Source organism: Levilactobacillus sp. HBUAS70063 (genome assembly GCF_038374745.1).
Classification (GTDB): Bacteria; Bacillota; Bacilli; order Lactobacillales; family Lactobacillaceae; genus Levilactobacillus.
In genome coordinates this window covers 265,361-290,131 of the sequence record NZ_JBANSM010000003.1, presented here as the reverse complement: position 1 = coordinate 290,131, position 24,771 = coordinate 265,361, and the positions used below count along the sequence as shown (strand labels likewise).

The following is a 24,771-nucleotide window of genomic DNA, read 5'->3' as shown; positions in this document are numbered from 1 at the left end:
ATACCTGTGGTAGCGGTTTACTCGTTAAACTAATGAAACCAGAAGCCTGCGCCTGCCAGGGATTCCGCCTGTTGTGGGCTCCACCCCTGACGATCTCCGGCAGGATAGCACTTACCAGCAGCATCAAAGTTTGTCGGCAAATCAGCCGTTACGTCGAGTTAAGCCGCTGGTTATTGGCCAGCACTGTCGTAGACGTGAGTGAGCCAAATAGGGGTTCAGCCGTGGGAGTTCCCTTATCGGCGGGGTTAGCCGGTTAGGGAACTGGCGTCTTTGAGACGTGGGCTATCGGCTCAAAGCGAGGCCGAGACCGCCTCTCAGGCTCGGTCCGTTCCAACCCCTATTTGGCGAACGGTAAGGCGGCTAAACAGGATTATCAAAAAACAGCCGGCCTCCCCTTAGCAGCGAGGTGACCGACTGTTTATCGCTAACTTTCAATTACAGCGTTTTTTCTTGGTTTTCACGTGGTTGATACTTCTTGAAGTAGATGAGCGTCATCACGGCCAGGAAGACCACCCCAACCAGAATGGACACCCGCGTTTCCGGGTTCAAGAACATGAAGATTAACGTCACAGCCAGGAAAATCAACGTGATGTAGTTCGACCACGGCGCAAATGGCATCTTGAACGGATGCTCTGCCATCTCATGCGGATTTTGCTTACGGAATTCAATCTCACTGATGAGAATCACGAACCACGGCACCATCCCGGGCAGGACACTCGAGCTGTACACCATCACGAAAATTTGGCTGGCATCCTTGAAGAACATGGGTAAGACCACATTTAAGACGACCCCAATCCCAATCCCAATAGAAATTGCGATAACGGCGTAAACCGGCACCCCATGACGGTTGAGCAGCGTCACCTTACGCGGCAACTGCTTCTTCTCCGCTAGCGTGAAGGCCATCCGACTAGCACTGTAAATACCAGAATTAGACCCGGACAGCGCGGCCGTAATCACCACGAAGTTGATGATCGATGCGGCAGCGGTAATCCCAATCTTAGCAAAGGTTTGAACGAACGGAGACCCGATCTGGTTTAACTGATTCCACGGATAAATGCTGACAATCACGAAGATGGCACCCACGTAGAAAATCAGAATCCGCGCAACGGTCGACCGAATTGCCGTAACCAACGTGTGCTGCGGGTTCTCGGCTTCACCGGCCGTCACCCCAATTAACTCAATCCCCTGATAGGAGGCTAAGACGATGGCAAGGGCGAAGATAAAGCCCTTAACCCCGCCGGTAAAGAAACCGCCGTGCGTCCAGAGGTTGCTGATGCCGACCGCAACGCCGTGATTCCCAAAGCCAAAGAGAATGACGCCCAGCCCGGCAATGATCATCAGGATAATGGTGACCACTTTAATCAAAGCGAACCAGAACTCCAACTCCCCAAACATTTTTACCGAAATTAAGTTGGCAATACACAGGAAGGTAATCGCGACCAACCCGGGAATCCAGTCTGGCAGATTCGGCCACCAAAAACGAAAGTAGCCGCCCAGGGCAATCATTTCACTCATTCCCACCACAATGAACTGGAAGATATTACTCCAAGCCGTGAGGTACCCAAACACCGGGTGCATGTATTCGGAAGCGAAGGTGGAAAACGAACCGGTTGTGGGGTGCACGTATAGCATTTCCCCCAGTGCACGCATAATTAAGTAGAGAAAAATACCAGAAATAATATAGGCGATAAGGACGGACGGCCCCGTCCACTTGATTGTGGAACCAGACCCCATAAATAATCCAACGCCGATCGTACCGCCTAACGCAATCATCTGCATTTGGCGAGCGCTTAGTCTTCTCTGCAATCTAATTCCTTCTTTCTATCCTTGCTTTAAGGATTATTTCGTTAGTTAAGTTCACGCTAAAAGACGGTCAGCGCCCTACCACGAGGTTCATCAGGACCCATTACCACCGTCAAAATACCGGAAATTCAGGTAGCTGACCGTCTTTAGATTAAAAGTATATGAGAATATGCTACCTGGTTCTCGGTAAATAAGCAACTTCTTTTTGTTGTTTTACCAAGTTGGCCACAAATTCCATACACAATTATGCCGCAACGACGGCGTTTATTCAAACTCGATGTATAAAAAAAGAAGTCGCCGCCAGCGCTATGCCGGTAACGGCTTCTCCCTAAATTTATTTTTCAAGGTCAGACTAGCCGATTAAATCAACTTTTCATAGACGAAACAAACATCGGCAGGATGGTAGACCCCATCGATCTGGCCGACCTTCTTAAAGCCAAATTTTTCAATCAGATGTTGCATCTTAAGGTTGTCCCGGTGCGTATCAATGCGGATGCTCTGGGCTTCTGGGTGGTGTTCATCGATGTAGGTGAACAGATCCCGGAACAGTTGGGAGGCGTAGCCGTTTCCCTGATGGTGGGAGAAGATGGCGACCCGGTGAACCGTCACGTATTTCGTCGTCTCCTTCAGCCACTCGCCCTTCATGGTGTCGTAGGCGTGGTCGGGGGATTCAATCACCGCGGCGACACCCAACGTTTCGTGGTCGTCACTGTTATAGATAACGGCCCGCCCATCCTCGATGTCGCCTTCGATGACGGCGCGGTTTGGATAGTTATTCTGCCACTGATCGATGCCGGCATCGGCCAATTGCTTTTTCCCGTCTTCAATAATGTCACAGACTAAGTCGATTTCTTCTGCTTTTGCTTTACGTAAATACATGTTCGTTTCACCTCGTTAAATTTTCCGATTACAGCACACTGGCTAAGACGCGTTGGGCTAATTGATCCACGCGCGACCAATCTTCTTCGTCGGGGTCCTGGTCGATTTTAACGGAATCCGCGACCTGGTCGCCGTTACTGGAATTGAACTGCATCGTGAGATAGTCCACGGCCCGGCCAAAGTGCAGGTGCTGCTTAGAGCTAGAGCCCAGCACGGCGAATTTAGTGCGTTCCAGATCGACTTCCTTGAGATCCTCGAAGAAATCCTGTGCTTCATCGGGTAAATCACCGTCATGGTAGGTGTAGCTCACAACGATGACGGCATCACTTTGTGGCAGGTCGAAAGCATCGGCCTGAGAGATCTCGGTGATGACGGTTTGAGCTTTAGAGGCTAACTGCGCTTGCAAATGGCCGGCAATGGCCTGATTGCGACCAGACATGCTCGCAAAAATAATTTGAATACTGGGTGTCATAAGTTCTGCGGTCTCCTTAAACTTTAAGCGTTAAATTAATGGCAGACGACTCGAAGCCACCGTGGCGTGGTCACACGGTGAACTGAAGTCCTGCTTAGATTCTTTAGCAAGCCCATCGCTGGCTTCGATGGTTGCCATAGACTGCTGAGTATTATAGACCTTTTTCCCACGATTCCCTAGCAAAAAGACGCGACTCTCAGGAACTTTTAATTGACCCCGCTTACATAAGCTACGTCCACAAAAGGCATCACAGTCGACTTATAGCCCCCTTTACCCCACTAGAGTCCACTGTTCTGCGACTTAACTAACACTCGATTCTAATAATCCAAGCCGGCTAGCTCCGTCATAGAAAATTCTGGGGCCACCCCGGGAACGTCAAAACCGCTGAGCTGCCGAAACTCACGGCGATAGGCTTGATAGCCAGGCATCGTTGGTGTGAAGGTCGTTGACGTTATCCGCGGTAAATATTGCGCCACTAGCTGTTGCGTGGCCGGTGCTAATTCACGCGCATCCGGCCGCAGGCGACCAGCCGCATCAACCTCCCGTTGCCGGCCATAAACCATTTCGCGGAATAGGCGGTCTTGATGGGCGATCACCGTTTCATGATTTTTCAGTTGTTGTTCCGCCGTCAACAGCGCCAGTAGGTAGCGCGAGAAGCCGGGAATGACCGCCGAAGCCTTCGTGACGGCGGACCGGTTCACGCTGACCAACGCCTCGCCACCCGTGGGGGCCAACAAGTGATTGAGGCGGTGGGCACTGGCCTCCGCCGCACGTTTGGCCCGTCCTAACGTGCCATCATGGTAGATTGCTGCCGTGGCTTGCGGCCCCTCGTAGGAGAACAGAATGGTCTTGCAGTTGGGCGCCAGCACGCCCGCGTCCCGCAGCGTCTCGACCCACAGTTCCCAGTCCTCGCCCCCCATCACGTGGGTCGTGGCGGCAATCTCGGCCGGTGTGGCCGGGGCCACCGTTTGTTCCAGCAATTTTTCTTGTTCCAAATTCAGTGAAAAATCCGTCACGGAACGGCCAATCGGCTTGATCACGGAGCGCCACACCTCATCTGGATTAGTTGGATTGACGCGCTTGGGGGCCGCAATTGAATAGACCAGTAAGTCGATTGGCGTGCTCAATTCCTGCCGAACATAGTCGATGACCAGACGTTTCGTGCTGGCTAAGAAGGCATTGGCATTGAAGTTTTGGGCGATTAACCCCGCCCGCTGTGCCGCCCGCTTAAAATACACCTGATTCCACCAGCCGGCCGCGCCGAGAAAATCGTCCTGTGGCGGCCGCGCGTAACCGACCGAAATGGTAGTGGCACCTTGGCCAAAGGCAGCGGTAATCCGACTGCCCAGACCATAGCTGGCCGAGCCCCCTAGGATAAGGGCACACTTCGCTCCGGCATACGGCCCGCGCGACCGCACCGTCGCAATCTGCTGGGCCAGCCGCCGCTCCAACCCATGGGGATTCACCGAACGCGACACGTTTCCCATTATCTTTTCTGCCAATTGCACAATAGTCACCGCACTTTCTATTTTTCTCTAATTTATCACTTTTCTTTTGGAAGCGATACCTTTGTTTTGATCATTGGATTCAGCGCAAAATGCCTAGTTAACGGGCCAAAACTAATAGTTGTTTATCTAAACTAACTTCGGTATGATAGACACGTTGTATCGAATATTTCGGCATAGATAAGGGAGAAATACATGATGTTTAAGAGCAAACTCGCAAAGTCATTGATTGCATTAATCGCTGTGGTCATCGTTGCCATTGCCGTTCCAGCCGCTTTAGGTGCCAATAACGCCCAAGCCTCTGACGAACAAACGACAACTGCTACCCAACAACAAAATGACAAGCTTTCCGCTGCACAACGGAAGCTGGTCAAGGCTGCCAACGACGAAGCAGCGGCCGCAACCGGTCAATTATCCGTAACGCCTAACTATTAAGGTTTAAAGAACGAGAGTGGGACAAACGACGATCAGCTGGCAAGCATTAAGGCTGATCACCGAATAGTCCTGGTCTTGGAGGGATACGATTAAAGGCGCCAACTCAGAGATTGAGTTGGCGCCTTTTCATTTGCTATAAAATTTCGGACAACGCCTACTTCGTAAAATCGGAGTCGGCCAACAATTGCCGAACCTCATTCGTGTTGTGCGTCTCCATCATGGCGTTTCGCAGGCTGGCCGCGTTGGGTTCGCTACGCACGTAAATCTTGAAGAACCGCTTGAGCGAGGCAAACCGTGACGTCTCGAAACGGGCTTCGAAGTCGTCGTAGAGGTCTAGCTGGTAGTTCAGCAGGCTCAGGAGTTCCTTGATATCGTGATGTTGAGGCGTCTGCTCAAAGGCAAACGGGCTGGTAAAAATCCCGCGCCCAATCATGATGCCGTCCACACCAGGGTGGGCTTGGGCTAGAGCGACTCCCTCTTGGTAATTTTCAATGTCCCCATTTAACTGGATCAACGTCTCCGGGGCTACCTCATCGCGGAGTTTCACGATGTCATCAATTAATTCATAATGGGCGGGCACCCGGCTCATTTCCTTCTTGGTCCGCAGGTGAATCGTCAGTAACGGAATATCCTGTTGAAACAAAAAGGTCAGCCAGTCGCGCCACTCATCCAGGCGACTATAGCCCAGTCGCGTCTTCACACTAACCGGTAAGCCCGCCGTCTTCGCTCCGGCAATCACCGCCGCGGCGCTATCGAAATTGCGAATGAGATCACTCCCACCGTGATTCTTGATGACCGTAGAATCCGGGCAACCCATGTTAATATCAATGGCTTCATACCCGCGTTCCTTGACGTTAGCGGCCGCACGCGCAAAAGCCTCGCCGTCGTTGCCCCACAGCTGGGCCACCGGCATGTGCGCCTCCTCTGGCGCCACGTAAAGTCGGCCCTGCACGGTAAATTTGGCCTTAGGATGCGTCACGCTGATGGCGTTGGTGAATTCGGTGAAGAAGACATCGGGAGCGGCCGCGCGCGCCACGACCCGGCGAAAGATCGCATTGGTCACGGCCTCCATTGGCGCTAAGCTGAAGAAGGGCCGGTTTTCAGCCTGGGCACGTTGGGCAATAGTTTGCCAATAAGATGATGAATCAGACACGATAAAATCTCCTCTAATACTTGTATTTGATGTTTATTCCGGTTAACGCAGTCCTTACATTCTACCACGTTTCCCGCCAGAAGCCAGCAAAAAGGGTTGTGCACCACACACCACCCTTCATTTTCTCTATTTACGGCCGGTTTGCCACCCGGATACTGCCGTCATTCGTGCGGAGCTGGTACTGGGCCTTAGCCGTCCGCCGCAACCAGTAGCCGCTCTTCCGGTTCTCCCCTTGGACCGTGATATCGCCCGTATCTGCGTCTTGCGCACTGACCCGCGCACCAGCCGTCCTGCCGATGTAGGCGTGAATATCACCATCATCGGTAGTGGCCTTAAACGTCCGCTCCAAGTGATTCTCTTCTATATTAACGTCACCATCACCGGAGCTGGCGCGGCCACCCCCCAGTTGACTGTTGGACACGCGAATATCGCCGTCGGCCGTCACGAATTGATTATCCGTCGCGGCTAACTGACTGTTCGAAATGCCGATATCGCCATCGTCCGTGTTGATATCTAGCTTATGCGCCCGAATCTGATCGGCCCAGATATCCCCATCGGTGGCGCGAATCGTTACCGCGCGTTTGACCCGCAAATCCATGAGGCTCAGGTCGTCACTGTTCTTCAACGTCATTTGACGCGCGTGCAGGGAGCGCAGCGAAATGTGCCCACTCCCCGGCTTAACCTCTAAATTCGTCAACTGTTTATCCCGCGGTACCGTCACCAGCACGCCGCCATTCGTGGTAGCGTGATCGGAAATTCCGAAGATGGAAATATCCAATCGATCGGCTGGCCGACCGCCTTCAATGATGAGGGCCCCCTTGGATACCCGCGTTCGTGGTAACCCCCGATAACCATCGATGTAACTGACCGTCACCCGGCTGGTATTTCCGGCCTTAATCGTCACCGGCGCCTTGGAAGCCACCACGATTCGTTGATAATCGGCCGGTCGATAGCTCCGTTTTAACTGATGAATGGTCCTAAAGCTTCGCGTCTGCTTATCCCAAACGACGGACTTGTCCCCGTGATTCATCCAGCCAATTCCCAATAAGATGGCGCCCAGAATCATCAAGGTTAGTCCGATCTTTACGCTACGTTTCATAGTTTCCGCCCCCGTTCTGCCCGACTACGTGGAATAAAGCGCCGATAAATCCCCTTCGCCGCCCACGACAGGGCCCAGACCACTTTACTCCCAATCCATTTCAACACGAGCCAAGCCAGGAGACTGCCGCCAAGGGCCAACAAGCCCATTCCCAGATAAAATAACCCAGTCCACGGCGTCTGCCAAATGACCCATAGTCCGACGACCACGGCCACCACGCCCAGCGCGACGATGCTCAAGAAGATGGCAAATGCCGCCACAATTAGGCTACCCAACACGGCCACCAGCGCAAACAATAAGGCCACCACAATGATAAGAATTGGAATGGTGACGGGCGTTGACAATAGCGCCAAGATGATCAGCCAGACGGTTTTGACGTTGCCCTTCGCCGACTGGGCCGCGGTCCGCGAGCCGCCCGCGGCGTGTTGGTCTTGTTCACTCATTCGGATGGAGTAATCCGCTAAGACCTTGCGCGCCAAAGACTTGGGCGTTCCCAGTTCATCGACCGCCTGCTGATAGGTCTCGATTCCCGCATCCATTAAGTATTCGCGGTAGTATTCCACCACGTCCTGTTGTTCACCGGTGGTCAGCTGGCCGACCAGCCGCTCCACTTCCCTAATGTAATCATTCATGCGTGTTCCCCTCCAATAATTGTGCCACGGCCTGGCTAAAGTCCTGCCAGTCACTTCGGATCTCCTGCAATCGGTCGCGACCGCTATCGGTTAACCGATAATACCGGCGATTCCGGCCCTGAAACGGTTCGTCATAAGTGACCAACCAGCCGTTTTTCTTCAGCCGCCGCAATACGGGATACAGGGTTGATTCCGAGATTGGCAGAAGTTGCCGAACCTGCTGGGTCAAGGTGTACCCGTAATAATCTTGCTGGGTCAATAACCCCAGCACACTACCATCAAGGAGTTCAGTCGGTACCTGAATGGCCATATCCTTTCCTCCCCACAATATTATACGTGATATAATATGAATTCATCAATAGTATACGAAACACCGGGTGACCTGTCAATCTTTTCTCGACAACTTTTTTATAAATTAGCGGACGCCACTGCCGCCAATCCGGACGGGCATCCGCCTCGACAATTATTAATTAATTATCCTGGATTATTAATTTTTCAATCAACACGTGGATTGACATTCGCCACCACTCCCGGCATACTAGCCCAAACAAGGTAAGGAGCGATCATTATGGCCAACCAAGAAGCATTACTGATCATCGATTACACCAACGATTTTGTGGCGGATAACGGCGCGTTGACGTGCGGACAGCCTGGACAGGCGTTAGCTCCCACCATCGTCACGCTAGCGGATAATTGCCAGCAGGCCGGCGATTGGGTGTTGTTCCCCACGGACGTCCACACGCCCCACGATCCCTACCACCCCGAAAGCAAGCTCTTTCCCCCACATAACGTCCGGGGCACCTGGGGTCGCGACTTATTTGGGCCGGTCAAGGACTGGTACGACCGCCACGCGGCCGATGCCAACGTTTGGCAATTCGACAAGACCCGCTACAGTTCTTTTGCCGGTACCGACTTGGACCTACGCCTCCGCGAACGACACGTTACGACCCTGCATTTAGCCGGCGTCTGCACGGATATCTGCGTCCTGCACACGGCCGTGGACGCCTACAACCTGGGCTATCAACTGGTAATTCATCGTGATGCGGTCGCTAGCTTCAATCCCGCCGGCCACGACTGGGCGTTGAATCACTTCGAAACGGCGCTGGGTGCGACCATCGTCCCTTGAACCTTTCGACGTGTACTCTGACATGTAGAAGTGCTTGTATAACGTCTTATATAAAACATTACCGCAATGAACTGTTCTGTTATACAATTAACTATAATCAGTTCCTCGGCAAATTACCGGAAATACCCGGCCCAACACGTTGCTCGTGGGGCCGGGTATTTTTTGATTGGAAGGGGAACTTAATCGTGCCAGAAGTCATTGCCCAGATCACGCAGTCCACGCCAACCGGTGGTCAGACGACCTATCGCGTCATTGCGGTTACCGAGACCAGCTTAGTCGCTCAGATTCCAGTGACGAGTCAGCACCACTACTGGATCTTACCAACCGCTGATCTCAACGATCCCACGACTTATCTACCACCCCAGGACGATCCGACCTACAATATGCGTCAGGACTGGATCGCCTATCGTGAGCAGTTCAATCTCCTTCAGCCCGAAGAGATCAAGGCCGCACGCAAGGCGTTGGGGCTGACGCTGCGGGAGGCCGCCCTCATCTTGGGAATGAGCTTTAGCACCCTCAGTAATATCGAGAACAATCGACTCCTTCAGTCGTTTGATCACGAGGTTAAACTGCGGTATTTAACGAAACCCACTTGGATCCGGACGTTGGTACGCCAACACCGCGCACTCATCGTGGCCCGGGCGGCTCAGCGAAAGATTGATGCGGAACGGCTGCTCCAGAAACTGCGACGCACGCATTAAGCCTCTGCCAAAATTGATATTAGATCTGCACTATTCCGGTGTATAATGAGTTCATGATCCATCACTTGTTTTGGCGGATTATCGATTAATTACATAGTTTAAGGTGGCAATTTTATGAAAAAATTCTCTGGGGTGCTTTTTGCCCTCGGTTGTGGTCTCCTGCTGGGAATCGGTCAGCCCGTTAATGGTCATGCGGCGACCTCGTCAGCGACCGCAACCTCTACCAGTTCAACCGCGACAACCGACGCGTCAGAAAGTACGACATCCTCTTCGGACTCCAGCGCCAGTTCTAGCTCATCTGCTAAGCCGAAGCCCAAGCCAGTGGTCTATCGGCAAGTAACCAGCTTAAAAAAGGTGAACTACTACACCAAGATCAACGCCAACCGGTCACACAATTACAAGGTGTACCGCTCCGGTGGTGCCAAGTCTTCCGCGACAAATATGAAAGCCATTTCAACCGGCCGTAAATTTGCTAACAAGAAGGTCCACATCACGCGTGAGGAAAAGATGGCGGACGGCACGTGGCTAAAATTCACTTACAATCACACCCGGACCGGCTGGATTCACCGCAACGGCACGGTTAAGTCCTACCGTTGGCTCAACGTCCCACTGATTGCGCAACGCCCGCAACTACCAACCGGCTGTGAAATCACGGCAACAGCGATGATGTTAAAATACGCTGGCGCCAAGGTGACCAAGCTCTCTCTGGCCAAGGAGATGCCGCGGAGTTCCAATCCTAATAAGGGATTCGTCGGTAGCCCCTATTCCAAATCTGGCTGGTGGATCTATCCCAAGGGGTTAAAGTCGACGGTCAAAAAACACGTGGGTTCGGCTAAAGACATGACGGGCGCCTCCTTCAAGAAGATGAAGAAGCAAATCAACAAGGGGCATCCGGTGGTCATCTGGGTGGCTGGTGTCGACGGTTTCGTCAATCACGCCATTACCCTCTCAGGCTATAGCAGTACCCGCGCGTACTACAACGATCCGTGGACCAAGAAGAAGACCAGCATGACGCTGGCCAACCTACACCAGCATCGTAAACACGATGCTTACCGGGCATTAAGTTATTAATCACCGCGAGATGATTCATTTAATCAGCAATCTCGCAAATAATTTAGGAAAAGGGGAGACATTTTGAAGAAACATTGGTTAATCAGTCTAACGCTGTTGGCAAGCTTCATCGGAGTCGGCATGAGCACCACTGCCCAAGCCAAATCCACCTACTACACGACCAACCCAGGCATCATCCGGGTCAAGAAGACGGTGGCTTACTATAAGGACGCCGCTAAGACGAAGCATTACGCCACGATCCACAAGGGGCACTACGCTAAGATTTCCAAGGTCGTCACCGCCAAGGGGCACGCACCAGTTCTCAAGACGAATACTGGAAAATACGTTACCGCTAATAAGAATTTCGTGGCCAAAACCAACGGCTATCAGAATCCTAAGAAGTACTACCAAGTCAATTACAAGCAGATTAAACCCTACGGTAAGGTCGGCTACACCGTTAAACGGGGCTACGAAGGTATCAAGACTTGGAAAATTATGCGACGCTTAGGCACGGCCAACGGCTACAACAAGTACAACTCAGCAACTTACTACGCCGTTCGTAACTTCCAGAAAAAGCATCACTTAAAGGTCACGGGGAATGTGAACGAGAAGACCTGGGTTAAGTTAGGCTTCTCCAAATCCAGCTGGACCAGCATTGACGCCTACGTCGCACCGCTGGGAGCTCACGCCTGGAATGGTCGCTCCGCTCACATTGAAGCGATGATTAAGCAAGCCTACAAGTACAAGGGTAATCCTTACTTAGTGGGATCTTCATCCAAGCCAAGTTATGGGACGGACTGCTCCGGTTTGGTGATGCAGGCACTATACGCCGGTGGGATTAATCCTAAACCGATCAGCGCCATCCATCACGCTTACCCTGGCAACGAATGGAACTCACGGAATCTCTGGGCCAGCAAGAAGTTTAAGCACGTGGCTTATGGTCACAAGAAACGTGGCGACCTCGTCTTCTACTACCAACCTGGAACCCATACCATCTGGCACGTCGCAATTTACTTAGGCAAGGGCAAAGTCATCGAAAGTTGGCCACCACGGATTATGGTTCAACCCATCAAGAATGGTCAACGCTCTAACGTTGCCGGAATTGCCCGGGTATTTAACTAAAGACTGTGATTAAGCAAGCACTGCTCAGGACTGTTGAGCAGTGCTTTTTTGTTGGTCAATGATTTTCTGCCTTCTCATTTCACCTAGCCGAAATGTGCGAAACCAGGCAGCCAGTTGCGCTTAACCCCAATAGGCCCAAAAGCCAGGCCCGGGCTTTTCGGCCTATTGACGTTAATGCTCGCTGGCTAACCGCCTGGTTCCGCACTCTTTTCTAAGAATTTCTTACCAAACACTTATCGTAACCCGATAGTTTCTTCGACTAATTGCTTGTAAACTAAGCTTCGTTGAATGGTCATGGGCATCTGTCACTTGCGACTTACATAGACGTCCGACCCCTCAACGCCGATTGATGGCTCCCCCCAAAATTGGCCTCAATCGCCACTTACCTTTACCCCCAAGGAGGTTGAAGCCATGCAAAAATCTGTGACACTCACGCCCACCGCTTCTCCCCGGAACTGGCGGTGGTCGCCACCCGTTAAACAAGTCCTGCCCTTCGTCATCCCCGTCTTACTAGTCGCCGGCTGGCAGCTCAGTAGTAGCGCCGGTTGGCTACCCAGTTCGGTGCTCCCCTCACCCTGGGCCGTCTTCCAAGACGGGATTACCCTCACCCAATCCGGCGAGCTGCCGAAAAATCTCAGCATTAGCCTCTATCGCGCGACGATGGGCTTGCTGATTGGCGGCGGTCTCGGGTTCATCCTCGGCTTTACCAACGGCATGTCCAAGACCTGCCGGCTACTCTTCGATTCATCCATCCAGATGTTTCGCAACATTCCCCACCTGGCCCTGATTCCTCTCATCATCCTCTGGCTGGGAATTGGTGAATCCGCGAAGATTTCACTGGTCGCCATCGGGACGCTTTTCCCGGTTTACATCAATACCTACAACGGGATTCGGTCCGTTGATCCCGACCTGATCGAGATGGGCCGATCCTACAATCTATCAAATAGTCAGCTCTTTCGGAAAATTATTTTTCCGGCCGCATTGCCCCAGATTCTCGTGGGTATTCGCTACGCCTTAGGGGTCATGTGGACCACGTTGATTGTGGCCGAGACCATCTCCGCCAGCTCGGGGATTGGCTACATGGCAACCAACGCCGAGGACTTTGTCGATATGCAGACCGTGATCTTGTGTATCGTCATCTACGCGCTCCTCGGTAAGGTGTCCGATCTCGTGGCTAAGGGCTTGGAGAGCTTACTCTTAGACTGGCAAACGACTGGAAGGAGCGCTGTTAATGACTGATGCACCAGAAATCTCGATTCGTTCAATCGCCAAACAATACGGCTCCCTCACCGCACTGCAAGACGTTAATCTCACCATCCGCAGTGGCGAATTCCTCGCGCTGGTCGGCATGAGTGGGGGTGGCAAAAGTACCCTGCTGCGCCTCATCGCCGGGCTAGAATCCCCCACTAGCGGCGACGTTTTATTTGACCAACACAGCCGCAACCACACCGTGATTCGCGTTATGTTTCAAGAAGATCGTCTGCTCCCCTGGATGACCGTCTTGGAAAACCTGTCGTTTAAGAGTGGTGACGAACAAGTCCAAACGGCGGCCAGACAACTCCTCAATCTGGTCGAACTCGGCGATTACGCCGATCACTACCCGAACCAGCTGTCCGGTGGTCAGAAGCAGCGGGTGGCTCTGGCTCGCGCGTTAATGTCTCATCCCCAGGTTCTCTTACTCGATGAACCCCTCGGCGCACTAGATGCGCTGACCCGACGAAAAATGCAGGATCTCATCCTCAAGGTCTGCGCCCAGCAACAGCTCACCACCATTCTGGTCACCCACGATGTCACCGAAGCAGCCCGTATGGCCGACCGCATCGTGGTCATGAAACACGCTACGAATGAGACTGAACTAGCGGGCCCCACCGACCATCAAGACGGTCGGCAAGTTGGGGCCGTGGCCGAAGACGTCCTCGACGCCATCCTCCACGACCAACCGCAAACAGTTTAGATTCGCTTCACCCCTCTATGTTTTTCAAGCACCACTCCTCCTCTAAAAAACACACGCCCAAGTCGGTTTCCCCGCTGACTTGGGCGTGTGTTTTTGTGTGGACTAAAAGGTTGACAGATGGAAATCGACTAAAGCTATGGTCATCGGGCCACTCCCAGTGTTAACGGTAGTCGTTTATAGTTTCATTGCGAGAATCGACCGCCCTATCGGAGAGCGTCAGGGGTGGTCCCAGCTGTGTCGCTGGCATAAGCTGAGGGATTAGCGTGGGACGACTTTGAAGGCTTACAAGCTACAAAGTGAACCGATCAGCTGGCCAACACCGAAAGCCCCGGTAAACGACGATGAGCCGGTGAACCAGCTCGTCCGTGAAGTGACGCCCCTTCATCATTGCCTCGCTAAAACGAAAATTATCGTCTTTCTGGCTAAAACGTGCAACCAAATCGCCAATTTTTACATTAGTAATAAGTAACGGGGTTCGGCAGCGTAAGACGGCCCCATCACTAATGAACGCCAGCCAGCCCTCCTAGTGTTGAGCCGATTCGTGCCGCAAGACCTCCACACAGTAGTTGGTCTCGCCGCATACCGGACAGGTCAGCTTGCGGGTCTTAGGCGTATGTCTCGACCAAAATGCCTGCTTGAAGTCGGGACGAAACTGACTACCACAGGCCGGACAGATGAAGTCCACGGCTGTGAAATAGCGCCGGACCGCAACCGTCGCAAAGATCACGGCCACCACCATGGCCGCACCGAAGACCCACCAGTTGCCAACGACTAGCCCATAGATCAGCGCCGCCAGTTCGACAGCGTCTATCAAGAGCCCCCAGCCCAACAGATTTAGATGAATCCGACGTAAACCTCGTTTATTGGTCATAATGCGTTCCATGTCTTCAATCGATTGGATCGGGATCACTGCAAAGTCGCTCAGTCCATCGCGGACCTGCCGCACCGTCCGCAACTTCTCCGCATTGGCGGCCTGTTCGGCACGTAGCTGTTGTTCCTGCTGCTCGAGGAGCAACGCCAAGACGTGATTAGATTGGTCGCTCGCCAAGATTTCCTGAATGGCCGTCAACGACAGACCCATCCCCTTGAGGAGTAGAATCAATTTCAGCCGCTTCAGGTCGGCATCCGAATAGAGTCGACGACCACCCGCGCTCAGCTCGGTGGGCCGTAGCAGGCCGCGCTGATCATAGTATTGGAGCGTGCGCACGGACACGTGCACCTGCTTTGCCAGTTCCCCGGTCGTTAGTTTTGACATGGTTGTCACCTCCTACTCTCGTTATACCGGATGACGCGGCGTAACGAGCAAGCGTTAAGCTGTCTTTTTCAAAATTTCGCCATTATTTCCAGGGAAAATATCGGCCTAAAATGCCGGTATCATGACTTTAGACACGGCATCGCACGGCTTTTACACCAGCGCGACAACGGATCTTATTTCCCGGGTTATCTGCCTCAATTGTACCGTATTTCCTGCCGTTAAACGCAAAAAGAGAGTGGGACCGGCGAGCATTAAGGCTACTAACCGAATAATCCCGGGTTTGGATGGTTTGGTTAGCCCTTTTAAGCGGAACCGGCTGCCTTTTGGCGCACGTTTCAGCTATGTAAAGGTTGACGCAAATAAGCCTGGGAGTTTTTGTCCCAGGCTCTCTAAACTCATTCTTTCAAATATGTCACGATCTTATCCACCGTCACATCGGTCTTCAAGACACCGGATTGATAAAAGACATCCGCAATCTTTTGTTGCTCCTTGGTAATGCTCTTGGTCATCGCGCCAAACGTGTAACTTCTGCGCATGACCATCTTCTTGACGACGGCCGAGGATAATTTCAACGACTTACTCATCATCTTAATCAACTTCGACTTATGCGTATTGGCCCACTGCATATCTTCACCGAGGTATTTCACCAAATACTGCGATGTCTTGGTGTGCGCCTTGGCATAACTTTGCGTCGAAATCAGGAAGTCCCGATTATTACTCAAGCCGACACCGTTCGTCAACAGCTTAGCATTCTGGTTAACCTGCGCCTGGGCGGTGTACGGATCCCAAGTCGCCCAAGCGGCCACCTTACCCTTGGCAAAGGCGACGCTAGCCGCGGATTGGTCCATGCTAACCCAGGTCACATCGGAAGCCGACATTCCGGCTTTCTTCAAGGCCTGAAGCAACAGATACTGCGAACTCGTCCCTTTCGTGTAGGCGACCTTCTTACCCTTCAGATCCTTGATGGAAGAGATGCCGCTGCCCTTCTTAACCACGATGCCGGACCCGTTCGGCTTGGCAGAGCCCGCGCCAATGTAAGTCAGCTTCGTGCCGGCCGCCTGCGCGGTCACGGGCGGCGTGTCGCCGGTTCTGGCATAGTCGATACTGCCGGACTTCAAGGCTTGGAGCAACGATGTCCCATCTTGGAACTGCTTATAAACAACTTTATAACCCTTGGCCTTCATTTCCTTGACCAGTTCGCCACGCTGGCGGGCAATATCGACCGGATCACCCTTCTGGTAGCCCACCGTCACGGTTGTGAGGCCGCTGGACTGGCTACTGGCATCAGTTTGACGATAGCCGTAAAAGGCTACCCCGGCCCACAGGATCACGATAAGTCCCACAAGCCATTTGAGAAAACGCCGTTTGGTTTGACTCATGCGCCTTCACCGATCCCTCGGGCCACCAGCTGTTGTCGTAACTTGGGACGGACAACCTTGCCGGTGGCGTTGCGCGGATAATCCTGGACGAAGAGGATCCGCTTGGGCCGTTCGAATGGTGCCAATGTCCGGGCCGCTTGGTCGAGCACCGCTTGGCGTTGCTGGCGCTGATCGCCGGGTTGCGAAATGATGACGGCCGTCACCGCTTCGCCGTACAAATCATCGGGCGTGCCAATGACCGTGACCTCTTTGACGAAGGGCAACTCGCTCAACTCATTTTCAACGTAAGCCGGTGCCACCTTTTCACCACCGACACTGATGATGTCCTTCTTGCGGCCACTCACGAAGAGGTAACCCTCAGCGTCGAAGTAGCCCAGATCACCGGTCAGAAACCAGCCATCCTGAAAGGAATCGGGGTGCGGATCCAGGTAGTCGTGAATGACGTGATCGCCCTTAACGGCAATCTCGCCCTCCTCGTGACCGTTAGGAATGAACTGCCCGTCGACCACGATCGCCACGTCCGTTCCGACGGGCTTACCGACCGACCCGACCTTGGGCGCATCGTAGGGATTCAGGGTGCATTGACTCGCCGTCTCGGTCATGCCATACCCTTCCATGATACGGGTGTGGTAGTCGTCTTGAAATTGGGTAAGCTTTTCCAGTGGCAACGAGAAAGAGGAGCAGCGCACGAACCGCAACCGACTGCGCTGTTGATCATACGCGGCCCGGGCGTGCGCATTTAAGAGGAGAATGTTGATGATGGTGGGCACCACCGAGACCCAGGTCACCTCGTTGTCCTGAACCTGGGGCCAGAAGCGACTGGCACTGAACTTGGGTGTGATGACCACGCGACCACCGGACAGGCGCGTCGAAAGCAACGACATCACCTGCGCGTTGATGTGAAAGAGTGGCATGACAATCAACGTGGTGTCGGCGGGGGTCATCCGGTGACTGTCGATGTCGTGCTGGGCACCGTTGCGGAGGAGTTCGTGCGTTAAGCCGACACGTTTCGGCTTCCCCGTGGTGCCCGAAGTGTTCAGGATCAATGCCAGGTCCGCTTCGGTCGGCGTAGCGGCCGCGTGCCCGGTCACGGCGACATCGCGCAATAGCGTTACCGTTGGCGCGGTCGCTAACTGGAGTACCGCCGCCGTGGTATCCCGGTCGGCCTGCGCGGCAGGCAGCAACTGCGGCCCGACAATGATTGCCGCATAGGCGTGCTCCGCCAGTTCCGCCTGCATTTCCGCGGCGGGCGTCTTGGGCGCAACCGGATGCATGATGGCTCCAATATTCCAGATGGCCTGCGTCAGGACGGGATACAACGCCGAATTTGGTAGGCAAACATAAACCAGATCGCCGTGACCAACGCGCAGGCCGCGCAATTGATCCTCCAGCTGGTCCACATCGGCGGCCAGTTCGCTGCCGGTAAACCACCGGTCGCGGTCCTCATCCTTAATGACGTTCTGACGAGACGCTTGTTTCAGTTGTTGCGTGAGTTTTAAGGTTATTTTTGACATGAGTTGAAACTCCTTTCCAGAGGTGCCACTGGGGACGCCCAATCAGGACGCCAAACGGTGGCACGCGGTAACAGAACCAAGAAATCGCGAGGGCCCCGCCAAACACGAACAGGTAACCCACGGGTAAAAGCGCTAGAACGGCCCAGGCCGGTAACTTCAGGAGACTGAGGATGCCGCCCAATGCGAACAACGGCAGGCTTTGGGTCAGATAAACACCAAACGACACCGTGGAGAAGGCTCGCACCAGCCGATCAAGCCAGTCAGGCAAGCCGTGCTGACGAACGCGAGCATATTGGAGACCTAGCCAGAAGACGAAAGCCAGCATGCAAATGTCGTAGACGAAGATGTAGGGTTGGTGCACGGAGAAGATGCCGCTACGACTCAACTGCAGAACGTCCCGGTCACCGAAGTAGAGTAACACGGTACCCGCCGCCAAAATGGCAGTCGACCAGCCGATGAGCCGGTGATGACGCTCAACCCAGGCGACGCAGGTGTCGTAGTGAATGGCTACGGCCCCACCCGCCAGGAAATAGAATTGGTAGACCAAGACATTGACGCCGTAATCCTTGAATAAATACCACCAGTGACTGGTATCCACGTGCGGCAGCCAGTACTTGATTCCCACCAACAAAAAGAGTTGAATAACGGCACTGAATCCCATGATGACCAAGTGCTTGTCGGGCAACCGTTTAAAAAGATAGACGATCAACGGGAATAACAGATACAGCTGGAACGTCACCACGATGTAGTACATGTAGTATTCGTTTCCGTAGAGCAAAGCGTTGCCCAGATGCGGCCAGTACTGAGACCAATCGATGCCCCCGCTGGCGATGAGGGTCGCCACTACCATGATGATGGCGTTCCACGCAATGTAAGGAATGCCGGACCCCAAGTAGCGTTTCTGCCAAAACTTCAACCACTGATGATCACGGTGGTAGTAGTTCAAGACCAGTACGAGACCGGTCATGAACATGAAGCCCATCCGCGTAAAATGTAAGGCTAAATGCGTTGCTTCTAAAATCAATTGACTGTGCGAGGTATCGACGAGGCGCGTTTCAAATGCGGTCGTGGTGTGATTGAGCAAAACCCCACCGATAAAAATGACCCGCATGAGATCCACCTCGTGCAAATACCGCCGTTTTTTCCGTTCGGCCACGGTCTCACCTCTCTGCTTTCAATAAATCATGCGATGTTGCCAACAACATAATCTAGTTATAGCATCCGCCGAACGGCAGCGTCCTTACGCTAAATTAAACATTTTCTGTGATTTTCTTATGTTTTGAGCGACGGTCGAAAATTAAAGACCGTGACAAATCCCCAACTGGTTCGGTTCAAAATCCATTAATTTAGCCGTTGATGAACCATCTGCGTCTGCCAAAGACTCTGGTTACATTGCGAAACTTACGCGAATATTGTTGGAATGGCCACATTTATCTAAAATAATTGGTAATCTCTCATCTAGCCGTGAGTGAGTCAAATTTGGTCTCAGCCGTGGGAGTTTCCAAGCGATCTTCTTGGAAACTGGCGACTTTGAGACGTGGTCTGACGGCTCAAAGCGAGGGGAAAGACAGCTCTTTGGCTTTCCCCGTCCTGCCCACCGCGTTCCAGACCAAATTTGACGAACGGCAAGGCGGCCAGCTCGGACGAAGCTACCGAAAATGGCTAATTTTAAAGTTTCTCCGCGTCTAAACCAAGCCCACGTTTTCACAAGATGATCACATTTTTTTCAAAAAAGATTCATGCCCCGGTAACCTAATTGTTTTATAACGGTGCTATATTAAGGATGTTACATACGGGGGAGCTAACTTGCGGGTTAGTCCCCCCTTTTTTTCATAATTGATGAAGGAGATGTCTCATTTGCAATTTAAACACCCCCGGATGGCGGTTCTAGCAATCGCCTCCCTGGCTTTGCTGACAGTCGGTCTGGCCGGCTGTTCAACCAGCAAAAGTAGCAGTTCCAGTTACAAAATCAAGAACAATAAGGTTGCACTGACCGATGCCCAGATTAAGAAGAACCTAGACACCAAGCTGATTACCACGCGTCAGGATGCACAAAAATCCGCGACCGCTAAGTACAAGGCCGCGGCCGAAAGTGATCAATACACGTTGGATAGTCCTTACGTCAAGGTCAATCCTTACGGTACCTCCCCGCTCTCCGCACTGGTGACGTTTAAGTCCAGCACCGCCGAGAAGATTACCTATACCGTGGTCGGCAAGTCGGACAAGACCTCCATCACCAATACGGTCAAGGGCGGCTACACCAAGAGCCACCAGGTCCCAGTCGTTGGGCTGTACGCCGATGACAATAACACGGTTAAGATTACCGCCACGACTAAGAACGGCAAGACTCAGACCAAGACGCTGAAGATGCAGACCAGTGCCCTGCCAAAATACATTAAGAATGCCACCATCACCACCAAGAACGTGGATAAGTCCAAGATGAGCATTGGTAAGAACAAACTGACCATCATCAACCGGACGACCAAGCAGCCCTTCGCGATCGATGCGGATGGTGCCGTTCGGTGGTACGATACCAACTATTCCCAACACACCATCGAGCAGTGGTCCAACGGCCACATCATGATTCTGTCCAAGAAGAACCAGAGCTCCGACGTCTACAACGACCTGATTGAAACGGATTATCTCGGTCGGGTGTACAAGGAATACGGCTTTGCCAACAAGACCAGCAGTACCGATGGCGGCGTTGAAACGACCGTCATTCACCATGACCTGGTCGAGTTGCCTAATCACAACTTCTTAGCGACCGTTTCGGACGGATCGAAATACAAGGAAGATACGTTAATCGAAGTTTCCCACAAGACCGGGAAGATTGTTAAGGTTATCGATCTCAAGAAGATCCTGCCGAAATCCATGTGGGAAAAGTACAAGAAGGGTACCGATGGCAAGATCGACTGGCTGCATAACAACGCCGTGGATTACGACAAGAATGATAACTCCATTGTGCTATCTAATCGGAACCAAGACCTCATCATGAAGCTGGATTACAAGACCAGTCACATCAAGTGGCTCTACAGTGGTAAGAAGAAGTCAAGCTGGCCAAAGGCTTATCAAAAATACGTGCTGACGCCAACCAAGGGCACGATTGTCACGGGTGGTCAACACGGGCTCTACCTGTTAAACAACGGCGGTAAGAACTCGGCCAATAGCGAAAACTTCCTGCTGTATGACAACAATATCGATGTCACTAATGGGAATAAGAAGACCTCCGGCAAGTATTCGCAAGCCGTCGAATATCACGTCAACGCCAAAAAGATGACCATTACCTCAACTTGGTCTTACGGGAAGACGTTGGGCGCGGCTAACTTTACCAGCGTGATTGGCTACGCCGAGAAGCAGTCGAACGGCAACGTTCTGATTGACTTTGGTTTCAAGAAAGGTGGTCAACAGAGTAACATCATCGAAGTCACTAAGAGTGGTCAACAGGTCTTCAACGTGACGATGAAGAACGCGTCATCCAAGGCTTACGCTTACCGGGCCTACCGGGTACCGTTCTACAGTTCCGCCTATACTTTCGATGCAACGAAATAACTGAAGCTATTGAAAAATGCGATCCGCTAAGGGACCGCATTTTTTCTTGCGCTAATTTTAATGTTTCCACCGTCGACGCCGCTTTTGCCGGTACAACCAGACCAATAATGCTACCACCAAGCCAATTGGTAAGATCAGCGTGTAGGCGGCCATAAAGGACGTAAAGGCCGCGACGATCATGGCGCCAGCGATAAAGCTCAATAGCAAGGCACCGGCATCCCAAGCCTTGGTCCGTGCGTCGCGGTCACGGGTGGATAGCGCGTTGAAAAGCTCCCGGACGTTGCCCGTTATCATCAGTGGGACACCCTTTGTCTGCCGAAATTCCTGTAGCTCGGCAGCGGCGACCAACGACAAGAGGGCCACCGCAATCGGACTGGATAGGTGGTTATTTAGAAAGAAAACGATCAGTAGCAGACCTAACATGTAGCCTAGTACCACCAGCTGTGAGCTCACGCGCGACCGCTCGAGTAAATGTTGTAGAACGCGAACGATGAGAACTCCGACCACAAAGGCCACCAACGCGGCGAGATAGCGCTCCACGGTAGCCAATTGAAAGTGGCCCAGGCTGACGCCGAGTAAAACGAGATTCCCGGTCTGTAATCCGACGAAGACGGCGCCGTGTTCCAAGTAGGCGTAAGCGTCTAGCGCCCCCGCAACCATGGCCAAGCCACAGCCAAACAGTAACTGCTCGTAAACGGGATAAGTTGTCTGTCTCAATGCAATTCCCCTCTCTGAACTTTCTGCGTTCAAATAGTGTAGCCTAAATTGCTTGAGTTTTGGTTAAGTGCGACCAAAAGCCACAGCGACAACGGCGTGCGTTGTTGCTGTGGCTGGGTTTAGCTGGCTATTTAAAAGTCTTTAAAGAATCCGTAATCAACTGAATGAAGGCCGTGCGATCGATATCTAATAAGACGTCGGTATTCTTCGGTTTGCCGGTCAATTCATAGTAATCGCAAACCGTTTCGCCGCGAACCAATTCTCCCTGCGTCTCGACATCCACGTTCATCAGCTCACTCTCAAACATTTCGGGATGGAGGAGCCAAGCGATGGTGCAGGGGTCGTGGAGTGGCGCGCCCTTGAAGCCCCATTTTGGATTCTCGTGGTAGACCTCAAAGAAATTCAGGAGTCCTTCGAAAGCGCGGGCCACCGGATTGTCGATGGCGCCAATCGCCGCGATTTCTGGCTTGAGAATCTGGGCTTTGTGCGTCACATTCAACGGGGCCATGGTCAATGGAATGCCGGCATTGAGGACAATCTTGGCGGCCTCGGGATCAACGTAAATGTTGAATTCCACGGAAGGCGTCCAGTTACCCAGACCCATGGCACCACCCATGAAGACGATCCGGTCAATCTTAGACTTGAGTTCGGGGTAAACCCGTAAGAATAGGGCGATGTTGGTCATCGGTCCGGTAACGACCAGCGTGACGGGGTCGGTGCTCTCCCGGAGCGTTTGCGCAATGAGCTCGATGGCCGTCAGTTTCTGAACCGCGAAGTCGGGGTCGGGCAAGTCGGCGCCGTCCAGTCCGGACTTGCCGTGAACGTTGCCCGCCGTTTCCAACGGTTTCATGAGCGGCGTCCGGTTACCACCGGCCACGGGAATTTCTTGATGGTGCATAAGCGTCAGTAGGCGCATAGCATTGTTTAAGGTTTTCTCCGGTGTTTGGTTCCCGGCGGAAGTGGTCACCGCCAATAGCTCAATCTCGGGATTAGCCAACGCCAGCATCATGGCCAGCGCGTCATCGTGACCGGGGTCACAGTCCATAATTATCTTTTTCATGGGAACAGCTCCTATTCTAGAAATTAATTTGTTGGCTTAACAATCGTCCGTTTTAACCGACTACAGCTTCTAAGCCATCAAAAAGTGTTTTAATGAAATATGTTCGTAGATACGCACATTTCTAGTAGGAACATTTAAGACAATTTCGGCCCGTGTTTCATTCTTTTCGAATTACTTATATATTATCTAGACATATTCCTCACGATCTTTTGAAATTGCTTCCCATAGTCCAAGCAGATACGTAATACCCAATGCACGATCATACAGCCCATATCCGGGTCTACCATTTTCTCCCCAAATATTTCGCCCATGATCTGGCCGGATATACCCGTCAAACCCAGTATCTATTAATGCTTCCATAATTCCATACATATCAATTGAACCTTCCGCCGAAAGGTGTGCTGACTCATGAAATTGCGTTTTTCCGGGATTGGTAAATTTAATATTTCTCACATGAATAAATGGTGCACGATCTTTTTTTACAAATTCACGGATAATAGCTGGCAAATTGTTATTTGGATTTTCACCCAGACTACCAGTGCAAATAGTAAACGCATTATAAGGAGACTCATATAATTGTTCAATTTTAACCATATCTTCTCTATTTTTATATATTCTAGGTAGTCCAAAGAGTGGAAATGGCGGATCATCGGGGTGCATTGCCATTCGAACATCATACTTCTCACACGTAGGAATGATAGCATCTAGGAAATACTTTAAGTTCGCAGTCAATTTTTCGGTATCTATCCCTTTATATGCATCAAACAGTGATTTGATACTTTTCAATCTTTCGGGTTCCCATCCAGGTAATTTAAAACCTTTTGAATCACTTTGAATTCGTGAGATCATTTCATTAGGATCTTCTGCAATTTTTGATGGATCATAAGACATGGCATTTGATCCGTCTTCTAGCTGTTCATGTAAGTCAGTTCTGAGCCAATCAAAGACCGGCATAAAATTATAACAAATGACTTTTATCCCAAAGCTTGATAGATTTTTTATTGTTGTCTTGTAATTCTCGATGTATTGATCACGTGAAGGTAGCCCAATCTTAATATCATCATGAATATTAACTGATTCAATTACCTCCATTTTTAGCCCTGATTTGTGAACTTTATCCACCAATGAAGCAATCTTTTCTTTTGGCCACACTTCACCCACAGGAACATCATATAATGCTCCCACTACCTGATCCGTTCCAGGTATTTGACGTATCTCATTTAAAGTAATTGGATCGTCTTCCGCGCCAAACCATCGAAATCCCATTTTCAACATATTAGAAATCTCCTCCAAAAATTATGGTTGTATTATACAATCTTTCTTGCAATATGTTAATCCACATCGTATTTACTACCCTATTAGCTTT

The 24,771-nt window shown here is 51.9% G+C and carries 22 protein-coding genes and 1 pseudogene; 8 read left to right on the top strand and 15 right to left on the bottom strand.

Annotated features, from left to right (window positions below; genetic code table 11):
• Nucleotides 1–435: 435 nt before the first annotated feature.
• From V8I28_RS06275 to fabV, 4 genes are all read right to left on the bottom strand, one after another.
• Nucleotides 436–1,806, bottom strand: a complete 1,371-nt coding sequence (locus V8I28_RS06275) for an amino acid permease (protein WP_341779267.1) — start codon at nucleotides 1,804–1,806, stop codon at nucleotides 436–438.
• A gap of 357 nt (nucleotides 1,807–2,163) precedes the next feature.
• Nucleotides 2,164–2,682, bottom strand: coding sequence for a GNAT family N-acetyltransferase (locus V8I28_RS06270; RefSeq protein ID WP_341779266.1), 519 nt, complete (start codon nucleotides 2,680–2,682; stop codon nucleotides 2,164–2,166).
• A gap of 28 nt (nucleotides 2,683–2,710) precedes the next feature.
• Nucleotides 2,711–3,154 (bottom strand): flavodoxin domain-containing protein, encoded by a 444-nt coding sequence (locus V8I28_RS06265; RefSeq protein WP_341779265.1) that lies wholly within the window; start codon nucleotides 3,152–3,154, stop codon nucleotides 2,711–2,713.
• Between the two features lie 317 nt (nucleotides 3,155–3,471).
• Nucleotides 3,472–4,662 (bottom strand): enoyl-[acyl-carrier-protein] reductase FabV, encoded by a 1,191-nt coding sequence (fabV, locus tag V8I28_RS06260; protein WP_341779383.1) that lies wholly within the window; start codon nucleotides 4,660–4,662, stop codon nucleotides 3,472–3,474.
• A gap of 195 nt (nucleotides 4,663–4,857) precedes the next feature.
• On the opposite strand from fabV, the gene V8I28_RS06255 reads away from it, so the two are divergent.
• Entirely contained in the window at nucleotides 4,858–5,094 is a 237-nt protein-coding gene (locus tag V8I28_RS06255; protein WP_341779264.1) for a hypothetical protein, read from the top strand.
• Nucleotides 5,095–5,248: 154 nt separating this feature from the next.
• Here V8I28_RS06255 and V8I28_RS06250 read toward each other — a convergent pair whose 3' ends face one another.
• From V8I28_RS06250 to V8I28_RS06235, 4 genes are all read right to left on the bottom strand, one after another.
• Nucleotides 5,249–6,247: a tRNA dihydrouridine synthase gene (locus V8I28_RS06250; protein ID WP_341779263.1), complete on the bottom strand. Its 999-nt coding sequence runs from the start codon at nucleotides 6,245–6,247 to the stop codon at nucleotides 5,249–5,251.
• A gap of 130 nt (nucleotides 6,248–6,377) precedes the next feature.
• The gene (locus V8I28_RS06245; protein ID WP_341779262.1) at nucleotides 6,378–7,346 is read right to left on the bottom strand and encodes a DUF4097 family beta strand repeat-containing protein; all 969 of its coding nucleotides are present in this window, start codon (nucleotides 7,344–7,346) and stop codon (nucleotides 6,378–6,380) included.
• Entirely contained in the window at nucleotides 7,343–7,978 is a 636-nt protein-coding gene (locus V8I28_RS06240; RefSeq protein ID WP_341779261.1) for a DUF1700 domain-containing protein, read from the bottom strand. The genes V8I28_RS06245 and V8I28_RS06240 overlap by 4 nt, the downstream gene beginning before the upstream one ends.
• A complete protein-coding gene (locus tag V8I28_RS06235) occupies nucleotides 7,971–8,288 on the bottom strand; it encodes a PadR family transcriptional regulator (protein WP_341779260.1) in 318 nt (105 codons plus the stop codon). The genes V8I28_RS06240 and V8I28_RS06235 overlap by 8 nt, the downstream gene beginning before the upstream one ends.
• Nucleotides 8,289–8,546: 258 nt before the next feature.
• On the opposite strand from V8I28_RS06235, the gene V8I28_RS06230 reads away from it, so the two are divergent.
• From V8I28_RS06230 to V8I28_RS06205, 6 genes and pseudogenes are all read left to right on the top strand, one after another.
• Complete coding sequence (locus V8I28_RS06230) at nucleotides 8,547–9,104, top strand: cysteine hydrolase family protein (RefSeq protein WP_341779259.1); 558 nt, start codon at nucleotides 8,547–8,549, stop codon at nucleotides 9,102–9,104.
• Nucleotides 9,105–9,289: 185 nt separating this feature from the next.
• Nucleotides 9,290–9,805: a helix-turn-helix domain-containing protein gene (locus V8I28_RS06225; RefSeq protein ID WP_341779258.1), complete on the top strand. Its 516-nt coding sequence runs from the start codon at nucleotides 9,290–9,292 to the stop codon at nucleotides 9,803–9,805.
• A 114-nt stretch (nucleotides 9,806–9,919) separates the two neighbouring features.
• Nucleotides 9,920–10,876, top strand: a complete 957-nt coding sequence (locus V8I28_RS06220; protein ID WP_341779256.1) for a C39 family peptidase — start codon at nucleotides 9,920–9,922, stop codon at nucleotides 10,874–10,876.
• Between the two features lie 120 nt (nucleotides 10,877–10,996).
• A complete protein-coding gene (locus V8I28_RS06215) occupies nucleotides 10,997–11,977 on the top strand; it encodes a DUF5776 domain-containing protein (protein WP_445928193.1) in 981 nt (326 codons plus the stop codon).
• Nucleotides 11,978–12,388: 411 nt separating this feature from the next.
• Nucleotides 12,389–13,216 carry an ABC transporter permease subunit gene (locus V8I28_RS06210; RefSeq protein WP_341779254.1) on the top strand — a complete coding sequence of 276 codons (828 nt, stop codon included), beginning with the start codon at nucleotides 12,389–12,391 and terminating at the stop codon, nucleotides 13,214–13,216.
• A 79-nt stretch (nucleotides 13,217–13,295) separates the two neighbouring features.
• Nucleotides 13,296–13,931 (top strand): annotated as a pseudogene (locus V8I28_RS06205) (ABC transporter ATP-binding protein); the annotation flags it as partial.
• A 523-nt stretch (nucleotides 13,932–14,454) separates the two neighbouring features.
• Here V8I28_RS06205 and V8I28_RS06200 read toward each other — a convergent pair.
• The 4 genes from V8I28_RS06200 to V8I28_RS06185 form a co-directional block, all read right to left on the bottom strand.
• Entirely contained in the window at nucleotides 14,455–15,186 is a 732-nt protein-coding gene (locus tag V8I28_RS06200; RefSeq protein WP_341779252.1) for a MerR family transcriptional regulator, read from the bottom strand.
• A 395-nt stretch (nucleotides 15,187–15,581) separates the two neighbouring features.
• A complete protein-coding gene (locus V8I28_RS06195) occupies nucleotides 15,582–16,565 on the bottom strand; it encodes an aliphatic sulfonate ABC transporter substrate-binding protein (protein ID WP_341779251.1) in 984 nt (327 codons plus the stop codon).
• Nucleotides 16,562–18,079 carry an AMP-binding protein gene (locus tag V8I28_RS06190; protein WP_341779250.1) on the bottom strand — a complete coding sequence of 506 codons (1,518 nt, stop codon included), beginning with the start codon at nucleotides 18,077–18,079 and terminating at the stop codon, nucleotides 16,562–16,564. Before V8I28_RS06190 ends, V8I28_RS06195 begins: the two co-directional genes overlap by 4 nt.
• Entirely contained in the window at nucleotides 18,015–19,235 is a 1,221-nt protein-coding gene (locus V8I28_RS06185) for an acyltransferase (protein WP_341779249.1), read from the bottom strand. Before V8I28_RS06185 ends, V8I28_RS06190 begins: the two co-directional genes overlap by 65 nt.
• A 692-nt stretch (nucleotides 19,236–19,927) precedes the next feature.
• Between V8I28_RS06185 and V8I28_RS06180 the strand changes: the two genes are divergently transcribed.
• The gene (locus tag V8I28_RS06180; RefSeq protein WP_341779382.1) at nucleotides 19,928–21,628 is read left to right on the top strand and encodes an aryl-sulfate sulfotransferase; all 1,701 of its coding nucleotides are present in this window, start codon (nucleotides 19,928–19,930) and stop codon (nucleotides 21,626–21,628) included.
• 57 nt (nucleotides 21,629–21,685) lie between these two features.
• Here V8I28_RS06180 and V8I28_RS06175 read toward each other — a convergent pair whose 3' ends face one another.
• The 3 genes from V8I28_RS06175 to uxuA all read right to left on the bottom strand — a co-directional run bounded on the left by V8I28_RS06175 (nucleotide 21,686) and on the right by uxuA (nucleotide 24,680).
• Complete coding sequence (locus V8I28_RS06175) at nucleotides 21,686–22,345, bottom strand: YoaK family protein (RefSeq protein ID WP_341779248.1); 660 nt, start codon at nucleotides 22,343–22,345, stop codon at nucleotides 21,686–21,688.
• 127 nt (nucleotides 22,346–22,472) lie between these two features.
• The gene (gene rihA, locus V8I28_RS06170; protein ID WP_341779247.1) at nucleotides 22,473–23,405 is read right to left on the bottom strand and encodes a pyrimidine-specific ribonucleoside hydrolase RihA; all 933 of its coding nucleotides are present in this window, start codon (nucleotides 23,403–23,405) and stop codon (nucleotides 22,473–22,475) included.
• A 186-nt stretch (nucleotides 23,406–23,591) separates the two neighbouring features.
• The gene (gene uxuA, locus V8I28_RS06165; protein ID WP_445928189.1) at nucleotides 23,592–24,680 is read right to left on the bottom strand and encodes a mannonate dehydratase; all 1,089 of its coding nucleotides are present in this window, start codon (nucleotides 24,678–24,680) and stop codon (nucleotides 23,592–23,594) included.
• Nucleotides 24,681–24,771 lie beyond the last annotated feature (91 nt).